This window comes from Streptomyces actuosus (assembly GCF_016921115.1).
Classification (GTDB): domain Bacteria; phylum Actinomycetota; class Actinomycetes; order Streptomycetales; family Streptomycetaceae; genus Streptomyces; species Streptomyces actuosus_A.
Window position 1 is genome coordinate 126653 of sequence record NZ_JAFFZS010000011.1, and the last position, 15456, is coordinate 142108.

Sequence of the window (15456 nt, forward strand, 5' to 3'; positions counted from 1 at the left end):
CCGGGCACGGGGCGTCCTGGCGGGGGACGAAGAAGGTCAGAAGTCGCGCAGCGGCTCGCCCGCGTTCAGGCGGTCCAGGCGCTCGGACAGCCGTCGGCTCATCAGGTGCTGCGAGGCCTGGGAGGCCCGCCTCGCCGCCGCCATGTGCTCGGCCGAGTCACCGCGCAGCCGCGCCAGCTCGGCCTCCGTGATCAAGAGTTCCACCGTGTCGCGCGTCCGGTCCGACGGAAGGGCCGAGGCCTCTTTCAGGGCCTGAGCACCCTGCTCGGCCAGTCCGGCGACGGCGAACGCCCACGCCGCCTGTCCTTCCAGCTCACGCAAGTCGAACCACTCGAGCCAGGCCGGGCCCGTGCTGCTCTGCGCGCGGACGAAGAACTCGCGGGCCCGCTTCACCGCCGCCACAACCTGGTCCGCGTGACCGTTCAGCGCCCACGCCCGGGCTTCGGTCACGCACGCGTAGGCCCTGACCAGAGGCGGCGCTCCACTGGCCGCCAGCACAGCGCTACGTGCGTGAGCGAGCACATCCGCCTGCCCTCCCTGCGTCGCCGCCAACCGGGCCTGGTGGATGTGGACCCGGGTGATGCGGGCGCGGTCGCCGATTGCCTGGGCCAGCCGCATCGCCTGAAGGTCGTAACGCTGGGCTAGGCCGGGAAGCTGGTCGTCGTAGGCCATCGAGGCCATCGCGAGGACGGCGTCGACCACGCTGCCGTACAGCCGGTGCCCAGTCCGGGCGGAGAAGCTTCCGTTCAACATCGGCGTGGCGTGCGTGTCCATCATCGACGCGAACGCGCCGCGGAACTTGCCCCCGCCGTGCTGGGAGTCGAGTTTGCCGAACAACCGCGTCTGTTCGTCGAGAAGGTCAATGTCCGCCGCGGTCACCTTGTGCTGCCCGTGACCACCGATCACGGCGTCGGCCGGCATGACGAGCGCCTCCCTTGAGGCGGGGCCGAAAACGCTAGGTGAGAATGCGCTTTTGACGACGTTGCGTCGGCGCATGGCGTCCAGGGCCCACAGCTTCGAGAGCATCCGCACGGCGTGAGGGACGTCCAGGTACTCCAGCGACTGCGCCGCGACCAGGCCGGTGTGGGACGGCCAGCCCAGGCTCTCCGGCGTCACCACCCGGTGCAGGGCATTGGACAGAACATGGCACGCGGCGGCCGCGAGGTCGTCGCTGGGGGTTGCGCCCTTGCACCATCGCGAGACGGTGCTCGTGACCACCGTGTAGGGCAGGTGGATGGCCTCGCATCGAGCGGCGATCCGGCGGGCGAAGCCGCTGATGGACCAGTCCAGTGTCTCCAGATGCTTGAGTAAGACCTCGTTGCGCTCCGCCTTCGCTGATCTCGGCTTCGTCATCGCGCCGCCCATCGGGGTGAGGTCAGTGGAGAGGGCGAAGTGGTGCCTGCCGAAAGCGCTGTTTCGACGGTTGGCTTCCACGTTGAGGAGGGAGGGGAAGTAGAGGTGGGACCGGTGGCGTTCGCCTTGGCTGCCGAGACGAGCAGGGTGATCAGAACGCCCAGAAGGATCACGGCGAGGCAGCCGCCGAGGTCGCGCAGCGTCGACTTCAGCGGATCCTGGTACCAGGACCACCGGTCGTCCTGATCCGGGTCGTGCTCCGCCTGGGCCGCCGGGTGGTCGGGGATCGAGCGGCGGCGGACGAAGGTGTCGATGGCGGACGGCGCGTACCCGAAGTGCCTGCCCCGCTCAGCGTCGTTCCTGGACTCGCACGGACCCCAGTTGACCGTGTGGCAGGTGTCTCGGTGGACCGACAGGCCGAGTCGGATGCGCGGGAATCCGGGCCGGCCCCGCAGGGCCGCACTTACGCGCACGGCATCGGCCACGTTGCCCACCGGCAGGTAGCCGGCACGGCGGCTACCGCCGGCGGGCACCCCAAGGAGTACGGCGCCGTCCACCTTCACCCCAACCGCGCCGTCGAGGAGATTCGGGTCGGCGAGGCGTGCCCGGAACCAGGCCTAGTCCTCAGCGCACTCCTCGGGTGAGGGGCGGCAGAGCGGAGCGGCGATTCGCGCCAGCGGGGAGCGCGGCATAGGAGGTGCGGGCCTCGCGTCGTGGACATCGGTCACGCCGCCCGGGTGAGCGGGTGGTTGAGGATCTCGGTGAGGGTGTCCCGGTCCAGGCGCACCACGACCGTGTGGTGGTCGGACAGGCCCTTCATGTCGACGACCTCGACCTCGCGGACGGCGGGCAAGAGCTGCTGGCTGGCGTAGATCCGGTCGACGCGCGCGTCCGGGCCGTGGGTGTCGCAGGCGTCGACCGTGGGCGCGACCGCGCTGGTGTCACCCGTGGCCGCGACGAGGTGCCGGGCGACGTCCTGGAGGCCGGCGGTGCGCAGGGTGTCGTCTGGGCGGTCGTCCATCCGGCGCACGCCGTCCGGCCCGAGGTAGGAACGGTGCGCCTGGTGGGGTTCGTCGCGGATCTCCTCCAGGACGGGCGGGGCGGGGTCTCCCGGAGTGCCGACGGCGGGGTAGCTGTTGTTGTCGCCGCCGAGCAGCGCAGGGTAGTGGACGTACCGGTCGCCGTCCTTCACCCACTTGTCATTCCACTTGGTCAGCCATTCGGCCTCCGCCAGGCGCGTCGTGGTGGAGCAGTAGTTGAGGTGGTAGGAGCCCACGATCAGCGGGGTGGCGTCGGGGGCCGTTCCGGCGAGCTGGAAGCTGCACACGGCCGGCGGGAGCGCCCACACGGGACCGGTATTCGGGTACTCGCTGATCGGGATGAAGAGTTTCGGGTCGTGGTAGACGGCGGTGCAGCACTCGCGGCCGATGAAACCGACCATACCCAGCACGGCTTCGGCCGCGTCCGCGAGCGCGTTGCCGTTGTCGTGGGCGCCCCACATCTCCTGCCGCAGGAGCAGGTGCAGGTCGAGCGAGGCCAGGCGGTCGTGCATGCGCTGCCACAGGTCGCGGTCGCCGCCGCCGTTGTTCTCGAAATTGCAGATCGCCGCGTTGATGAGCACGAAGGTCTCCCCGGAGGTAGAGGTGTCAGCGGGTGGGCGTGAGGGCTCGGCGGAGGACTTCGAGGTCGAACCGCGCGAGGAGCAGGGCGTGGTCGGAGACCGCTTGCACGTCGTCGTTCGCCAGGACCTCGAAGGCGGTCAGAGCTGGCGCGAGGTCGGGGGTGCAGTACATGCGGTCAATGCGCTGGGCGGGCCCTTGGTCGGTGCGCTTCAGGCTCGCCGTAGCCGTGAGCGCGCCGGGCTGGCCGAGGGCCGTGGCGGCGTGCAGGCCGAGGTCGGTGAAGACCGGGTTGCCGCCGGAGAGGATCTCGTCCGGTCGAGTGTCCGAGACACGTCGGCCAGCGCGCTCGATGGTGCGGTGCTGGTAGTGCACGCGGTCCTCGACCTTGTCCCAGTCCGGGAGCGCCACGGATTCCAGGTCCGTGCGGTGCGGGTAGCTGTTGGCGTCCATCCCGACCAGGGCGCTGCGGGAGTTGTCGGCGAGGGTGGTGAGCCGCCGCGCCTCGGTCGCGCGCAGGTCCGGGTCGAAGTGGCACAGGTGCGCCGAGGCGAGGTCGATCGGCTTCGCGCAGCCCTTGAGGCGGACGCGGGGATTGCAGATCGGCTTCCACGGCATGTCGTGCTCGAACTCGCCGTCGACGAAGAACAGGTTGGGGTCGACCATCACGCCGACCGGGTTATGGCTGCGTCCTTCCCGCGGGGCGGCCATGAACGGCGTGAGGCCACCGAGCCGGTTGGCCTCGGCGTACAGGTCCGCCTTTCCTCGGTCCCACGCGCCGGTCAGCTCCTGGCGCAGCACGACGTGCGGTTTGATGGAGACGAGGATGTCGCGGGCCAGGTCGCGGTGGTCTTCCCCTCCATGCCGACCGCCGCCGTTGTGCTCGACGTTCCAGCACACGATGCGGATTTCGTTGTCGAAAGGGGGCTCTGCAAGGGACAAGAGGGCATCTCCTTGGGCGGGTTGCGGCTCGCAGGACCGACTCGGGCTGGGGTGGTGGCGCGGTCACGCCGCGCGTGCGTCGGGTGCAGGAGCGGGCCCCACCGCAGCGGGGGCGGATAAGGATGCGATTGGCCCGTGCCGCTCACGCAGACGGCGGGCCTGTTCGGTGTACGGCGGCAGGCCCGCGTCGGCCCGGCGGGCGTCGAGCTGGGCGGGATCGGTGATCGGGTGCGGTTCGAGGAGCCCGTCGGGGCGGTACCAATGCTGGGTTCCGTACAGCTGCGCCTGCCCGCTGTTGACGAGCATCCGGTCCTGCACGTGGGCCCACTGGGCAGGCGTCGCCTCGCCTTGCTGCGCCGCCTCGTGCAAGGCGGCGAGGAACCGGCTCTGAAGCTGGCGGTCCTGATCGGCGTGAACAGCAATGGCCACTGCGGCCTGGCATCCGTTCTCACCGACCTGGGACCGCCCTGGCCAGCCGTACCGGACCACGATCTCCCCTAGGAAGAGGGCGTTGTCGGCGTCTGCCTTCCGGGCCGCCGCGAACACGTCCGCAGGCGTGGCGGATCGGCGGTGGGCGGGCGTGCGCCACGACTCCCTGGCGATCTCGGCCCGCGTGGTCAGCTCGCGGCCGATGGCGGGCCAGTTGGGCGGGCTGCCGGGCGTAGTCATGGTGATGCGTCTGCCTCTCGATTGGTCCGGCTGGTCAGATGTCGGTCTCGGCGCGCACCAGCCACAGCCCGCCCGACCGAGCGGCAATCCAATGCAGCTGGGCTTCATAGATCCGGTCGATGGGGGATACCGAAGTGCGACTGACGGCGACGACGCCGCGGACGGGCGAGGCTGGGTCGGCGAGGAGGCGCAGCGCACGGGCGTAGCCGCGCCGCAGGGTGGGGTCGTCGCCGTCCCCGTGGCCGTCGAGCGTGTCGACGATCCGGTCGGCGACGGTGAAGGAGTGCCGGGCGGCATGTCCCTGGGCGGCGGCGAGGTCGTCGTGCGGGTCCAGGTCTGCACGGGTGAGGGCATACAAGACCACGTGCGGCGGCCCGTCGACTTGCCGCAGTGCGGCTTGGTTGATGGCGGTCCTCTGCCGAGCAAGAGCCTGCGCTCCTGCGGGGCGCCACGGCGGCACGGGTGCGGGGCGCTGGCTGCGGGCCCGAGGGGTGAGGGTCCGAGGGGTGAGGGTCCGGACACCGTCGGGCGGCCGTTGGCGCGGGTCGGCAGCGGCAGACAGGGTGGGTGCATGGGTGTTCATCGGGCGCTCACCTCCGGCAAGGGGAGTGCGTCGTCAGCAGCGGAGATCGCCACGGTGGGAGCGGGGCGCGGCTCGGCGCGCAGTCGTAGAGGCGTGATGCGTTCGCCGTCGGCGCGGCGGACAGGCGGCAGATCCTCCCATCCAAGATCACGGAGCAGGGCCAGCAACGTCGCGCGGGTCTGGGAGTCACTTGGGACCTCCCACCAGACCCACTCCAAGCCGTGCTGTGCCGCGTGGTCGGCGAGCCACAGCGTGAGCAGTCGCGCCGCCTGGTCGTCGTGTCCCGGCACCGGCGGAACCAGGGACACCCAGATCCCGGGGCCCGGGCAGCCATGGCTCCAGTGCGGCAGATCCGCGCCGGGGTGCACGACGAGACATCCGGCGAGTTCGCCGTCGTCGTAGAGGCCGGTGACGGTGGCCTGCGACCGGATGAGGGCGACCAGCTGATCAGCAGGATGGTCGATGCCTTGCTCGGCGAGTCTGCGGGTGGTCTCCTGGGCGAGTGCCGCGGCCTCGGCTCTTGCCGCGCCGGTGCGGACCGGAAGCATCGCGTACGCCGGTGTGCCGACGGTGGCCATCACGCTGCTCCTGCCGTGGCCGTGGCAGCGGCGGGCACGGGCTGGCTGCGGAGGCGGGGCGGGGCAGTGTCTGTGAGGATGCCCCAGGCGCGGGCCAGGCCGACGAGGTGGACCGCGTTGTGGGCGCCCGCCTTGGCTACGACGGCGTCGATCTCCGCGCGCGCGTCGTCGGCGCGCACTCCGATCGCACCACCGATGTCGCTGTTGAGCGTGTGCTCGGCGACCGCGCGGATGACCTGCCGGTCGTGCTCGGTGAATTCCGGTGCCGGCCCGGTGGTGGAGGGCGGCGGCACTTCCCGAGCCGTGAGCAGGGCATGGGTGAGGACGGCGCGCGAGGAGTTCGGGACGTCGAGCTTGCGGCGGGCAGCGGCGAGGTGGCTGGCCACCGTGAACACGGTCAAGTTGACCTGGCGAGCTATCAGTTGGTTGGAGGCTCCGTAGACGAGTCGTGCGGCGACGCGCTGCTGGTCGTGAGTGAGGAGGGCGGGCGAGGGCGGGGTGTCGGTGGTGGTCATCGGCGGTCCTGAGACAGGGGGAGGGCGGGTGGGTTGTCGAAGGGGGTCGGCGCGTACCGGGGCGAGGGCTCCCCGGCACGCGCCCGGGTGCCGTTACGGCTTGGGATGCAGTGCGACGGACAGCGCGGTGACGTCAGTGCCGATGAAGGACCGCTGCGGCTCGAGGTCGTTGACGTCGCCGGTCAGGGCGAGCTGGGGGAAGCGCTGGAACAGGGCCGGGAGGGCGACCTCGGCTTCGAGCTTGGCGAGGCGGGCGCCCAGGCAGTAGTGAATGCCGTAGCCGAAGGCCAGGTGCTGCTTGTCCTCCCGGTCGACGCGGAAGGCCTCGGGGTTCTGGTGGATGTCCGGGTCACGGCCGTGGGCGCCGAAGCCGATGATGATCGCGTCCCCCTGACGGATGACGACGCCGTCGCCGAGGTCGATGTCCGCCGTGGCGTATCGCAGCGGCATGTACATGATCGGGGGGTGTAGGCGGAGGGCTTCGTCGATGACGTCGCTCCAGCGCGCCGGCTCGGCCAGCACGGCGGCGAGCTGGTCGGGGTGGGCGAGGAGTTCGCGGACGGCGGCGTTGATGAGGGCGACGGCGGTCTCGCTGCCGGCGCCGATCATCAGGATGAGGGTGGAGATGAGCTCGGTGTGGCTGAGGCGGTCGCCGTCCTCCTCGTGGGTGGCCAGCAGCAGGCTGGTCATGTCCTCGCCCGGGTGGCTGCGCTTGGTGTCGATCAGGGCCTGCATGGCCTTGCCGAGATCACGCTTGATGGCCTCAGCCTCTTTAGGTGTGACGTCAGTGGCGAGCACGGAGTCGATCACGCGCAGCATCTCGGGCCGCTGTTCGGCGGGCACACCGAAGAGGTCGCAGATCACCCGGGTCGGGATCGGGTAGGAGAAGTGCGCGCGCAGGTCGACGGGGCCGGTGGGGGCGAGCGTCTCCAGGTGATCGAGGAGGTCGGTGACGATCTCGTGGATGGCGGGGCGCATGGCCTCGATGCGGGCGGGCGTGAACGCGCGGTCGACCAGTCGGCGCAGGCGCTGGTGGTCGGCGCCGTCGGAGGTGAACATCGACACGACGTCCACCCACGGGTACAGCCACGGTATGGAGCCGGGGGTGTGGGAGGGCCAGGACTTGCGGGCGTCCTTGGACACGTTGTCGTGGGTGAGGAGCACCTTGGCGACGGCGCCGCGGGTGACGGCCCAGGCACTCACGGCACCAGGCAGACGGACGCGGACGGCGGGTCCGGCGGCACGGAGCATGTCGGCTTGGGCGAACAGGGCGCGGCCGCCGCTGCTGTCGAGGGTGACGGCCGCGGTAGGGGAGGTGCTTCTGGTCACGAGGTTCCTCCTGCAATGGCAGTGGCGGGGATGCGGTCGGCGGACTTGGGGCGGAAGGTGACGGGCATCGTCTGCGGGCACTGGTGGAAGGGGCCGTGCCGCAGCAGAGGTTGGGCGCTCTCATCGGTCAGCGCCATGTCCCACAGCTGGTCGAGGATCGTCTCGACGGCGGTCTGCACGATCGTGGTGGCCTGGGAGATCGCGGGGCAGCGGTGCGGCCCGGCCGACCAGGCGAGGTGCGCCTGGCTGTCGTAGCTGAGGCCTCTCGGCAGTGCGGGGTCGGTGTTCGCAGCGGCGTGGGAGATCAGGACCGGGACACCGCCCGGTACAGGAACACCGTGGAGGTACGTGTCATATCGGGCGAAATGGACGGAGAAGTTCGCCATGGGCGCGCGCTCCCACAGCGCTTTGCTCAGGGCCCGGCGCACGGTCAGCGTGCCGGCGGCGAGGCTGCCGGCGTACTCGTCGTCCCGCAGCAGCAGGTGCAGAGTCCAGGCGGTGGCGGCGGCGGCAGGGATGAGGCCGGCGCCGGTGACGCAGAACAGCTGGTTGAGCGCCTCGTCGTCGCTGAGCGCCGCGCCATGGTTGATCATCCAGGAGGTGAGGTCCTGGCCGGGCCGCGCCCGGCGCAGCTGGATGAGTTCGAAAAGCAGTCCTGCGAAGTCCGCGGCGCCCTGGGCGGCTTCGGGGCCAGCGCTGATGAGGTCCTGGCAGGCGCGCACCATCTGATCGGTCTTCTCGGGCGGGCAGCCAAGGAGCTCGGCGAAGACGAGCATGGGCACCATGTCGGCGAAATCGGCCATCAGGTCGGCCTGACCGCGGGCGATGACCCGGGCTATCAGCGTCAGCGCGCTGCGCCGGGTGATCTCCCTGAGCCGGTGGGGGCTGATCCGGGCGATGCAGTCGTCCATGGCCCAGCGCAGGCGGGCGTGCTCGTCACCATCGGTGTAGAGGACGGAGGGCCGCCAGGCCATCATGCCGAGCACCGGACTGTCCGGGGGGACCTGCCCCTGTGCCAGGGCAGCCCACAGCCGCGAGTCCTTGGAGTAGACGGCGGTGTCGTTGAGAAGTGTGACGGCGGCCCGGTGGTTGGTGACGACCAGGGCGTGCACGCCGGGGGCGATCTCGGCCCATCCGGCCGGGCCTTGGGCGCGCAGCTGATCGTAGACGGCGCTTGGGCGGGCGGCGAATGCGGCGCCGTGCAGCATGGGGCAGCCACTGGTGGCGAGCGGGGGCGGCGTGGTCATGAGGCGGGCTCCAGGCTGGGGCGGGACAGCAGGTGAGAGATGAGCGCGATCAGCGGCCTCTTTGCCGACTCCCTGTGCCGGACGTCGCACTCGACCAGGGGCGTGGAAGGGGCGAGGTCCAGGGCGCGTCGCAGTTCGGCTTCGCCGTAGCGTGGGGAGTTGTCGAAGGTGTTGACGGCGACCACGTAGGGCAGGCCAGCTTCCTCCATGCGTCCCATGGCGTCCCAGGACTCGGTGATCCGTGCGGTGTCGACCAGGACCACGCCGCCCAGTGCGCCCTGCATCAGCTCGTCGACCATGAAGCTGAACCTGGGCTGGCCGGGGCCGCCGAACAGGTAGAGCACGATGTCGTCGGTCAGGGTGAGCCGGCCGAAGTCAAGCGCAACGGTGGTGGTGGTCTTGTCCGACAGGCCGCGCAGGGTGTCAACCGCCTCGCCAGCTTTCGTCATGCGCTCTTCGGTCGAGGCGGGACGGATCTCGGACACGGCGCCGACGAGGGTGGTCTTACCGACAGCGAACGGCCCGAGCACGACCACCTTCACGGACTGGTTGACCCCAGGCGCCAGGTAGTGGCCCTCAGAGCTTTTCAAGCGCATCGAGAATCCTCTCCAGCAGATGACGGTCGGTCTGCTGCGCGGCGGGGACAGGGCTGCGGCTGAGGAGGTGGCCACTGTCGACGAGGGAGGCGACCAAGACCTTCGTCACGGCGGCCGGCAACTGCAGATCGGCGCTCACCTCGGCCAGCGACAGCACGCCGGGCAGGCAGTGCTGCATCAGGCGGTGGGAGTGAGCGTCCAGTCCGGCCAGCGGCTTGTTCGGATCGGCGATCAGCAGCGTGGCCACGTCCAGGGTGCGACGGGTGGGTACGGCCCTGCCCCCGGTGGGGGTGTAGGGCCGTACCATCCCGGCGCGCCGGCGGCCGCGGGGCGTCACGAGGTCCGGGCCCTCGCGCGCGCGGACAGCGCAGGGGCCAGGCCCTTGATGGCCTTGATCGTCTCAGCGGACGCGACCGCTACCTCGGCGTCGGTCATCTCCGCACCGACCGAGACGGCGAGCACCGAGTTGTGGCCGGCGGCGAAGACGAGGACGCACGCTCCGGGAAGATCGATGATGATCTTGCGGGGGATCGTGTCGTCGGGCGTGGGCGCGAACTCGCCGACGCCGCGGCCCAGCGAGAACAGGCTGGAGGAGCTGGCGGCGGTCCGGTCGGCCACGTCGCGGTGCAGTCCCTCGGAGTGCGCCAGCACTAGGCCGTCGCTGGTGAACAGGACGGCGTGCTCGACGCCCTTCGAGCCGGCGAGGCGGTTGAGCACCCAGGTCATGTCGTGGGTGTCGGCGGTCGGCTGCTGCTGCTCAGTCATGGAGTTGGTCTCCTTCAGGGGTGTTCTCGGTGTCGTGGATGGTCCGCCCGAGCTGGGCAAGGCTGGCGGAGAACGCATCGGGGTCGTCCGCCGGTGCGGGCTCGCTGGCCCGGGTCGGCGCGGTGGCAACCGGCGTGCGCCGCCGCCGCTGGGGCAGACCTCCAGGAGCCGTTGGCTCCAAAGGAGTTGCATCTGTCGGTCCGGCGGCCGCAGCAGCCCCCATGGGGAGGGGTGTGTGCCCGGCAAGGGACGCGGCCGCGTGGCGGTTGGCCTCGATCTCCTCGTCGGTCGGGCCGTGCCCGCACAGCTCCAGCGGGATTCGAAGTACCGCCCGCACACCGCCGTACGGGGAGGTGCTGGTGACGTCCGCAGAGAAGCCGTATTCGCCAGTGAGACGGCCGATGACCGCAAATCCGAGCTGGCCGGTGTCCTGCACGGTGGTGACGTCCAGGACATCGCGCTGCCCCAGCATCCGGCTCGCTTCCTCACGCTGGAAGCGGTTCATGTTCAGGCCGCCGTCGTCGACGACGATGCAGTACCCGGTCTGGAACGCTTGCACTTCGACGAACACCTTGCCGTCGGAGAACGCCGTGGCGTTGGACAGCAGCTCCGTGAGCGCGACGGTGACCGGCTCGACGACCCGCCCCTCCAGCCAGGTCTCCCCGGTGCGCGGCTCGTACGTGTAGCTGACCCGCAGGTAGTCGCTGATCCGCCCGCGAGCCGACTCCACAACCTCGCGAACCGTGCAGTCCGCGCGCTGTAGCCCCGGCCACGATCCGGTCAGGATCCGCATGCGCTGCAGCGTGTGCAGCGACTGGGTAACCAGGTGATCGAAGTTCATCAGGCTCTGGTGGTACGCCGTGCCGTCGGGATGGCGCTCCATCTCCTCAACGACACGCATCTGGCAGCGGTGTAGACCGGTCTGCGCCTCGTCGATCATGTCGCGCACCGAAGACCTGGCCGCGCGCCCGATCTGCTCGCGCGTGACGGCCACAGCCTCCTGCAGCAGCCGTCTCACGGCCTGGTGCGCGTGGTCGACGACGGTGCCAGCGAGCTGCTCCTGGCTGAGCCCGGGGACCGGCACACCGCGGTGCCCGCGCGCCAGGACGTCCACCAGAGCGGGCATCGTCACCTCGGCGAAGTAACGAACCTCCGTCTCCAGCGCGGCAATGCGCGTGCCGTCGGCTTCGTGCTGCTTCTCCAGCCCCGCGCAGCGCGAAGCCAGAAGACGCTTGGCGCGGGTCTGCGCGAAGAGACCGGCTGACGTGGCGGCGAAGCCGACACCGAATATGGCCGTGGTCACCTGCGGATCGAGCATGGGGATTCCTCACACGTCGGGGTCGGCTGTGGGCGGCGCGCGGCGGCGCAGAGACGCGGCTGGAGAACTGGCGTGCGGCCTGTGAGCTGACCGGGCCAAGACGACCAGGAGCCCGGACCGGCGACGCTCGTCGGTGTGCTCACGCGGCGATCACCGGCGCGGCCGCCGTCTTGCGGATCTCGGCCAGCAGGACGGCGCTGTTGGTGAGCCCGAGCATCGAGTACGCCTGAGGGAAGTTGCCCAACTGCCGATTCGTGACAGGGTCGTACTCTTCGGCGAGCAGGCCCAGGTCGCTGCGCAGCGACAACAGTTGCTCGAACAGGGCCTCGGCCTCATCCAGTCGGCCGGTGAGGGCGAGCGCGTCGACCAGCCAGAACGAGCACAGAAGGAACGCGCCCTCGTCGCCCGAGAACCCGTCCATGCCCACATGCCGGCCGTCCGTGCGGTAGCGGTGGACCAGGACGCCGTCGGAGGCGAGTTCCCTGCGGACAGCGTCGACCGTGCCGACCACCCGCGGGTCGTCGGCCGGCAGGAACCCGGTGCGGGGCAGCAGGAGGAGCGAGGCGTCGAGTTCCTTGGAGCCGTACGACTGAGTGAACGTGTTGCGCTGCGAGTCGAAGGCGCGCGCACACACCTCGGCGTGGATCTCCTCACGCAGACTCACCAGCTCGGCCAGGTCGGCGTCGAGTACTCCCTGGTCGGCGAGCCGAACCGCGTGGTCGATGGCCGCCCAGCACATGATCTTGGAGTGCGTGAAGTGCCGTCGGCCGCCGCGGACCTCCCAGATCCCGTCGTCCGGCTTGCGCCAGTGCCGTCGGACGAAGTCGACGAGCTTCATGATCAAGCTCTCGGTGTTCTCGCACCGGGCTACGCCGTGCTCGTGCGCCAGAGCCAGCGTCTCGATGACCTCACCGGGCACGTCCAACTGCAGCTGGTCTCGTGCGCCGTTGCCGACACGGACCGGACTCGAGCCTTCGTAACCGGACAGCCAGTGCAGCTCCCGCTCGGGCATGTCGCGGCGGCCGTCAAGGCGGTACATGATCTGCAGGTTCTCCGGATCGCCGCCGAGTGTGCGCAGCAGCCACCGCCGCCACGCGATCGCCTCGTCGCGGCATCCGGTCCGCAGCAGCGCGGACAGCGTGACCGCGGCGTCCCGCAGCCACACGTAGCGGTAGTCGAAGTTGCGCTCCCCGCCGAGTTCTTCGGGCAGGGAGGTCGTCGGGGCAGCGACGATTCCCCCGGTGGGGGCGTAGGTGAGCGCCTTCAGCGTGATCAGAGACCGGATCACCGGCTCGCGGTGCGGGCCGTCGTAGACCAGCTGCTCGGCCCAGGCTTCCCAGAATGCGCTTGTCTGCGTGAGCGCCGCCTCGGCATCGGGAACCTCGGGCGCGGGAGCGTGGGACGGTTGCCAGCTCAGGGTGAAGGCCACCCACGCGCCGGCCGTGACGGTGAAGCGGTGGTGGACCGCACCGTCCTTCTCCGTTCCCGGCACGGACGTGTCGAGCCAGAGCGCGTCGGGTCCGGACACCGCGGCCGTCCGCCCGTCCGTGTCGTAGATCCACGGCGTGCGCCGGCCGTAGCCGACACGTGGGCTCATTGTCGACGTCATCTCCAGCGTGCCGGAGACGCCCTCCACGATCCGGATTAGCTGCGGACCGTGCTCGTGACGCGGCGGCATCAGGTCGAGCACGCGGACCGTGCCGGTCGCAGTGTCCCACTCGGACTCGAGGATCAGCGTCTGCCCGCGGTAGCGGCGGCGGTTCGCGTGCGCGGCGGGCTCGCCCGCAGGAACGGTTGGGCCTATCCGCCAGAACCCGTGCTCGTCCGTACCGAGTAGGCCGGCGAAGACGGCGGCCGAGTCGAAGCGCGGCAGGCACAGCCAGTCGACACTGCCGTCCCGGCAGACCAGGGCAGCGGTCTGCATGTCTCCGATGAGGGCGTAGTCCTCGATGCGCGGACGGCGCACCGACGGTGCGAGGGGGATCGGCGTCGCGGTGGTCATGAAGTGCGGTCTCCAGGCGAGGCGAGGATGGCGTAGGCGTGGGAGTGGTCGATGCGTTCGTGCAAGGGAGCGGGGCGACGCCAGGATGCGGCGGTCACGGGCCCGTTGGTCTCCAGCGGCGTCCAGGAGCGGAGCAGGTCGCCCGTGGTGTCCGCGCCGTCGGCGGGGTACGGGAGGCGGACGCGCTGGGTGAAGGCCTCCTCATCGAGGACGAGCAGCCGGGCCATGGGCTCATCAGGCGGGGCCGTGCCGAGCAGGGCCGCGAGCAGTCGGGCGACGTTCATGAAGCGGGCCTCCGCTCCATGGCCTCAGCCGCGCACGCGAGCTCCTCGCGGGTCTGTTCGCGGGTCCAAGCGGCGTCCACGGCTTCCCGCAGGCCGGCGCTGACAAGGTGGGCGACACGGGAGCCGGTCTCGTAGCTGGGGAAAAGGCCGACGCCGGCCACCATGCGGTGCCCATGGACGGTCACCTCGGCGACCGGGCCGATGGTGTGGATGAACAGGACCGGGTTCATCGGCAGGATGCGGACAGCCAGGCCGCGGCCGGGCTCCTCCCGGCTCACGAGGCCGGCCAGATGCCGAAGCTGCTCGGCGATCACCGCTGCCTGGCGGCTTCCCCTGGTGAGCACGGTCTCGTCCAGGAGCACGGTCCGCCGCTGTTCTGCGACCCACGGGACGCGGTGCACCCACGACGGAAGTCCCAACACGGGCTCATCGGGGGTGGCACACACCTCGGGGGCAAGAACCGCCCGCGCGTATTCCTGGGTTCGCAAGCCCGCCGGGGCCATCATGCAGAACTGGGTGACCTCGCTCGCCGTCCGCATCACGGCGATGTAGCGGGCCGTCGCCTCGTCACGGGCCGCATCCGCCCAGCAGTCGTGCGGGGCACGCCGGACGTAGCCTCGTTCCTCGCGCCCGCTGCGGGTGTAGGCCCGCGGCGGCAGGCTGCTCACCAGGAAGTCCGTGTGATCGCCCGCAACGCCGTACAGCCGTAGGAGCGTGCGCAGCACGTCCGGCCGTATAGGGGACTGGGCCCGCTCCCACCGGCTGACGGCTGATGTGGACATCCTGATGGCGTGGGCCGCGGCCTCCAGCGTGATGCCCTTCGTCTCGCGCAGGTACCGCAGGTAGAGGCCCGTCACGATCCGGGCAGGAGGCTGCGGAGCCTCGGCCGGTGGCGACGGAGCAGCGTAAAGCATGGCGGAATGGTCCTTGCGTGGAGTGTTCGGGCAGGTCAGGAGGGGGCATGTGGCGGGGACGGCGGGCGGTCTCCGGGCGTGGGCGGGGTTCGCCGAGCGGTTCGCCTGGGCTCAGGTGCGCCAGGGCGCCCATGGCGGTCACGATCAGCGCGCCAATCCGGTGGGAGCCATCACTGCCTCGGGGCGGATGCGGCACAGATGACGGTGGCCATCGCGAGGGTGAAGGTGAGGATGCGCAGCTGACCACGGCTGGGACGCCAGGCTGACCAGCGCTTGCTCCTCGACGCAGGTTTAGGCACGGCACACCTGCCGGTGACGCGGGTAGGGCGTGCTGAGGGCTGAACTCAGGCTGGCGCGGGTCCGGCTGAGTGCATCGTGCAGCGCCTCGGCTGCGGTGGCTTCGATCAGGGGTATGCCGGGGCGGGTAACCCATAGGCCCGAACAGCCGCGGTAGCCGCTGGCGTCACAGCCCCAGGACCTGGGTGCGGGGACGCAGTCGGAGTGCGCGGCCCTCCACCGGTGGACTGAGCCGGGTTCCACCGGCACCAGGAGCCTGTGGTGGAGCAGGCAGTACTTCACCGGCCCGACATCCGAGCCGTCAGCGACCAGGGCGTCGATCGCGCGCAGGCCGAGCGCCAGGCCCACGCGCACCACGCCAGCATCCGACGGAACCACGGCAGGCGGGCGCTCGCTGAGAGCGATGTTCCACGGAAAGTCACTACCTAAGGTCATGAGGGTGGCT

17 protein-coding genes and 1 pseudogene are annotated in these 15456 nt (G+C 70.5%); all 18 read right to left on the reverse strand.

Annotated features, from left to right (window positions below; all coding sequences use genetic code 11):
• Positions 1-36: 36 nt before the first annotated feature.
• Positions 37-1434, reverse strand: a complete 1398-nt coding sequence (locus tag JS756_RS16480) for an NsdA family TPR-like regulatory protein (RefSeq protein ID WP_307790713.1) — start codon at positions 1432-1434, stop codon at positions 37-39.
• Positions 1350-1955 (reverse strand): annotated as a pseudogene (locus tag JS756_RS16485) (DUF6302 family protein); the annotation flags it as partial. The pseudogene JS756_RS16485 and the gene JS756_RS16480, both read right to left, overlap by 85 nt.
• A gap of 122 nt (positions 1956-2077) precedes the next feature.
• Entirely contained in the window at positions 2078-2974 is an 897-nt protein-coding gene (locus tag JS756_RS16490; protein ID WP_205383867.1) for an endonuclease/exonuclease/phosphatase family protein, read from the reverse strand.
• A 25-nt stretch (positions 2975-2999) separates the two neighbouring features.
• Complete coding sequence (locus tag JS756_RS16495) at positions 3000-3914, reverse strand: endonuclease/exonuclease/phosphatase family protein (RefSeq protein WP_240203862.1); 915 nt, start codon at positions 3912-3914, stop codon at positions 3000-3002.
• A gap of 63 nt (positions 3915-3977) precedes the next feature.
• A complete protein-coding gene (locus tag JS756_RS16500) occupies positions 3978-4583 on the reverse strand; it encodes a DUF6624 domain-containing protein (RefSeq protein ID WP_205383868.1) in 606 nt (201 codons plus the stop codon).
• Between the two features lie 34 nt (positions 4584-4617).
• Positions 4618-4947: a hypothetical protein gene (locus tag JS756_RS16505; RefSeq protein ID WP_205383869.1), complete on the reverse strand. Its 330-nt coding sequence runs from the start codon at positions 4945-4947 to the stop codon at positions 4618-4620.
• Positions 4948-5162: 215 nt separating this feature from the next.
• Entirely contained in the window at positions 5163-5744 is a 582-nt protein-coding gene (locus JS756_RS16510; RefSeq protein ID WP_205383870.1) for a hypothetical protein, read from the reverse strand.
• Positions 5744-6259 (reverse strand): LuxR C-terminal-related transcriptional regulator, encoded by a 516-nt coding sequence (locus JS756_RS16515; protein ID WP_069086972.1) that lies wholly within the window; start codon positions 6257-6259, stop codon positions 5744-5746. The genes JS756_RS16510 and JS756_RS16515 overlap by 1 nt, the downstream gene beginning before the upstream one ends.
• A 93-nt stretch (positions 6260-6352) precedes the next feature.
• Entirely contained in the window at positions 6353-7588 is a 1236-nt protein-coding gene (locus tag JS756_RS16520; protein WP_307790714.1) for a cytochrome P450 family protein, read from the reverse strand.
• Positions 7585-8835 (reverse strand): cytochrome P450 family protein, encoded by a 1251-nt coding sequence (locus JS756_RS16525; RefSeq protein WP_205383871.1) that lies wholly within the window; start codon positions 8833-8835, stop codon positions 7585-7587. Before JS756_RS16525 ends, JS756_RS16520 begins: the two co-directional genes overlap by 4 nt.
• Positions 8832-9431: a GTP-binding protein gene (locus JS756_RS16530; RefSeq protein WP_200402251.1), complete on the reverse strand. Its 600-nt coding sequence runs from the start codon at positions 9429-9431 to the stop codon at positions 8832-8834. The genes JS756_RS16525 and JS756_RS16530 overlap by 4 nt, the downstream gene beginning before the upstream one ends.
• Entirely contained in the window at positions 9412-9738 is a 327-nt protein-coding gene (locus JS756_RS16535; RefSeq protein ID WP_024126766.1) for a DUF742 domain-containing protein, read from the reverse strand. Before JS756_RS16535 ends, JS756_RS16530 begins: the two co-directional genes overlap by 20 nt.
• Before the next feature lie 26 nt (positions 9739-9764).
• Positions 9765-10196 carry a roadblock/LC7 domain-containing protein gene (locus tag JS756_RS16540; protein WP_024126765.1) on the reverse strand — a complete coding sequence of 144 codons (432 nt, stop codon included), beginning with the start codon at positions 10194-10196 and terminating at the stop codon, positions 9765-9767.
• Positions 10189-11514 carry a histidine kinase gene (locus JS756_RS16545; protein WP_200402252.1) on the reverse strand — a complete coding sequence of 442 codons (1326 nt, stop codon included), beginning with the start codon at positions 11512-11514 and terminating at the stop codon, positions 10189-10191. Before JS756_RS16545 ends, JS756_RS16540 begins: the two co-directional genes overlap by 8 nt.
• A 139-nt stretch (positions 11515-11653) precedes the next feature.
• Positions 11654-13516, reverse strand: a complete 1863-nt coding sequence (locus tag JS756_RS16550) for a glycoside hydrolase family 15 protein (RefSeq protein ID WP_205383872.1) — start codon at positions 13514-13516, stop codon at positions 11654-11656.
• The gene (locus JS756_RS16555) at positions 13513-13800 is read right to left on the reverse strand and encodes a hypothetical protein (protein ID WP_205383873.1); all 288 of its coding nucleotides are present in this window, start codon (positions 13798-13800) and stop codon (positions 13513-13515) included. Before JS756_RS16555 ends, JS756_RS16550 begins: the two co-directional genes overlap by 4 nt.
• Positions 13797-14714: a Scr1 family TA system antitoxin-like transcriptional regulator gene (locus JS756_RS16560; RefSeq protein ID WP_205383874.1), complete on the reverse strand. Its 918-nt coding sequence runs from the start codon at positions 14712-14714 to the stop codon at positions 13797-13799. Before JS756_RS16560 ends, JS756_RS16555 begins: the two co-directional genes overlap by 4 nt.
• Positions 14715-15005: 291 nt before the next feature.
• Entirely contained in the window at positions 15006-15446 is a 441-nt protein-coding gene (locus JS756_RS16565; protein WP_053761310.1) for a hypothetical protein, read from the reverse strand.
• Between the last annotated feature and the right edge of the window lie 10 nt (positions 15447-15456).

Coding starts and splice junctions, on each gene's coding strand:
- JS756_RS16500 (WP_205383868.1), bottom strand. CDS start 4,583: ATGACTACGCCCGGCAGCCCGCCCAACTGGCCCGCCATCGGCCGCGAG.
- JS756_RS16510 (WP_205383870.1), bottom strand. CDS start 5,744: ATGGCCACCGTCGGCACACCGGCGTACGCGATGCTTCCGGTCCGCACC.
- JS756_RS16515 (WP_069086972.1), bottom strand. CDS start 6,259: ATGACCACCACCGACACCCCGCCCTCGCCCGCCCTCCTCACTCACGAC.
- JS756_RS16550 (WP_205383872.1), bottom strand. CDS start 13,516: ATGACCACCGCGACGCCGATCCCCCTCGCACCGTCGGTGCGCCGTCCG.
- JS756_RS16545 (WP_200402252.1), bottom strand. CDS start 11,514: ATGCTCGATCCGCAGGTGACCACGGCCATATTCGGTGTCGGCTTCGCC.
- JS756_RS16555 (WP_205383873.1), bottom strand. CDS start 13,800: ATGAACGTCGCCCGACTGCTCGCGGCCCTGCTCGGCACGGCCCCGCCT.
- JS756_RS16540 (WP_024126765.1), bottom strand. CDS start 10,196: ATGACTGAGCAGCAGCAGCCGACCGCCGACACCCACGACATGACCTGG.
- JS756_RS16525 (WP_205383871.1), bottom strand. CDS start 8,835: ATGACCACGCCGCCCCCGCTCGCCACCAGTGGCTGCCCCATGCTGCAC.
- JS756_RS16560 (WP_205383874.1), bottom strand. CDS start 14,714: ATGCTTTACGCTGCTCCGTCGCCACCGGCCGAGGCTCCGCAGCCTCCT.
- JS756_RS16535 (WP_024126766.1), bottom strand. CDS start 9,738: ATGGTACGGCCCTACACCCCCACCGGGGGCAGGGCCGTACCCACCCGT.
- JS756_RS16530 (WP_200402251.1), bottom strand. CDS start 9,431: ATGCGCTTGAAAAGCTCTGAGGGCCACTACCTGGCGCCTGGGGTCAAC.
- JS756_RS16565 (WP_053761310.1), bottom strand. CDS start 15,446: ATGACCTTAGGTAGTGACTTTCCGTGGAACATCGCTCTCAGCGAGCGC.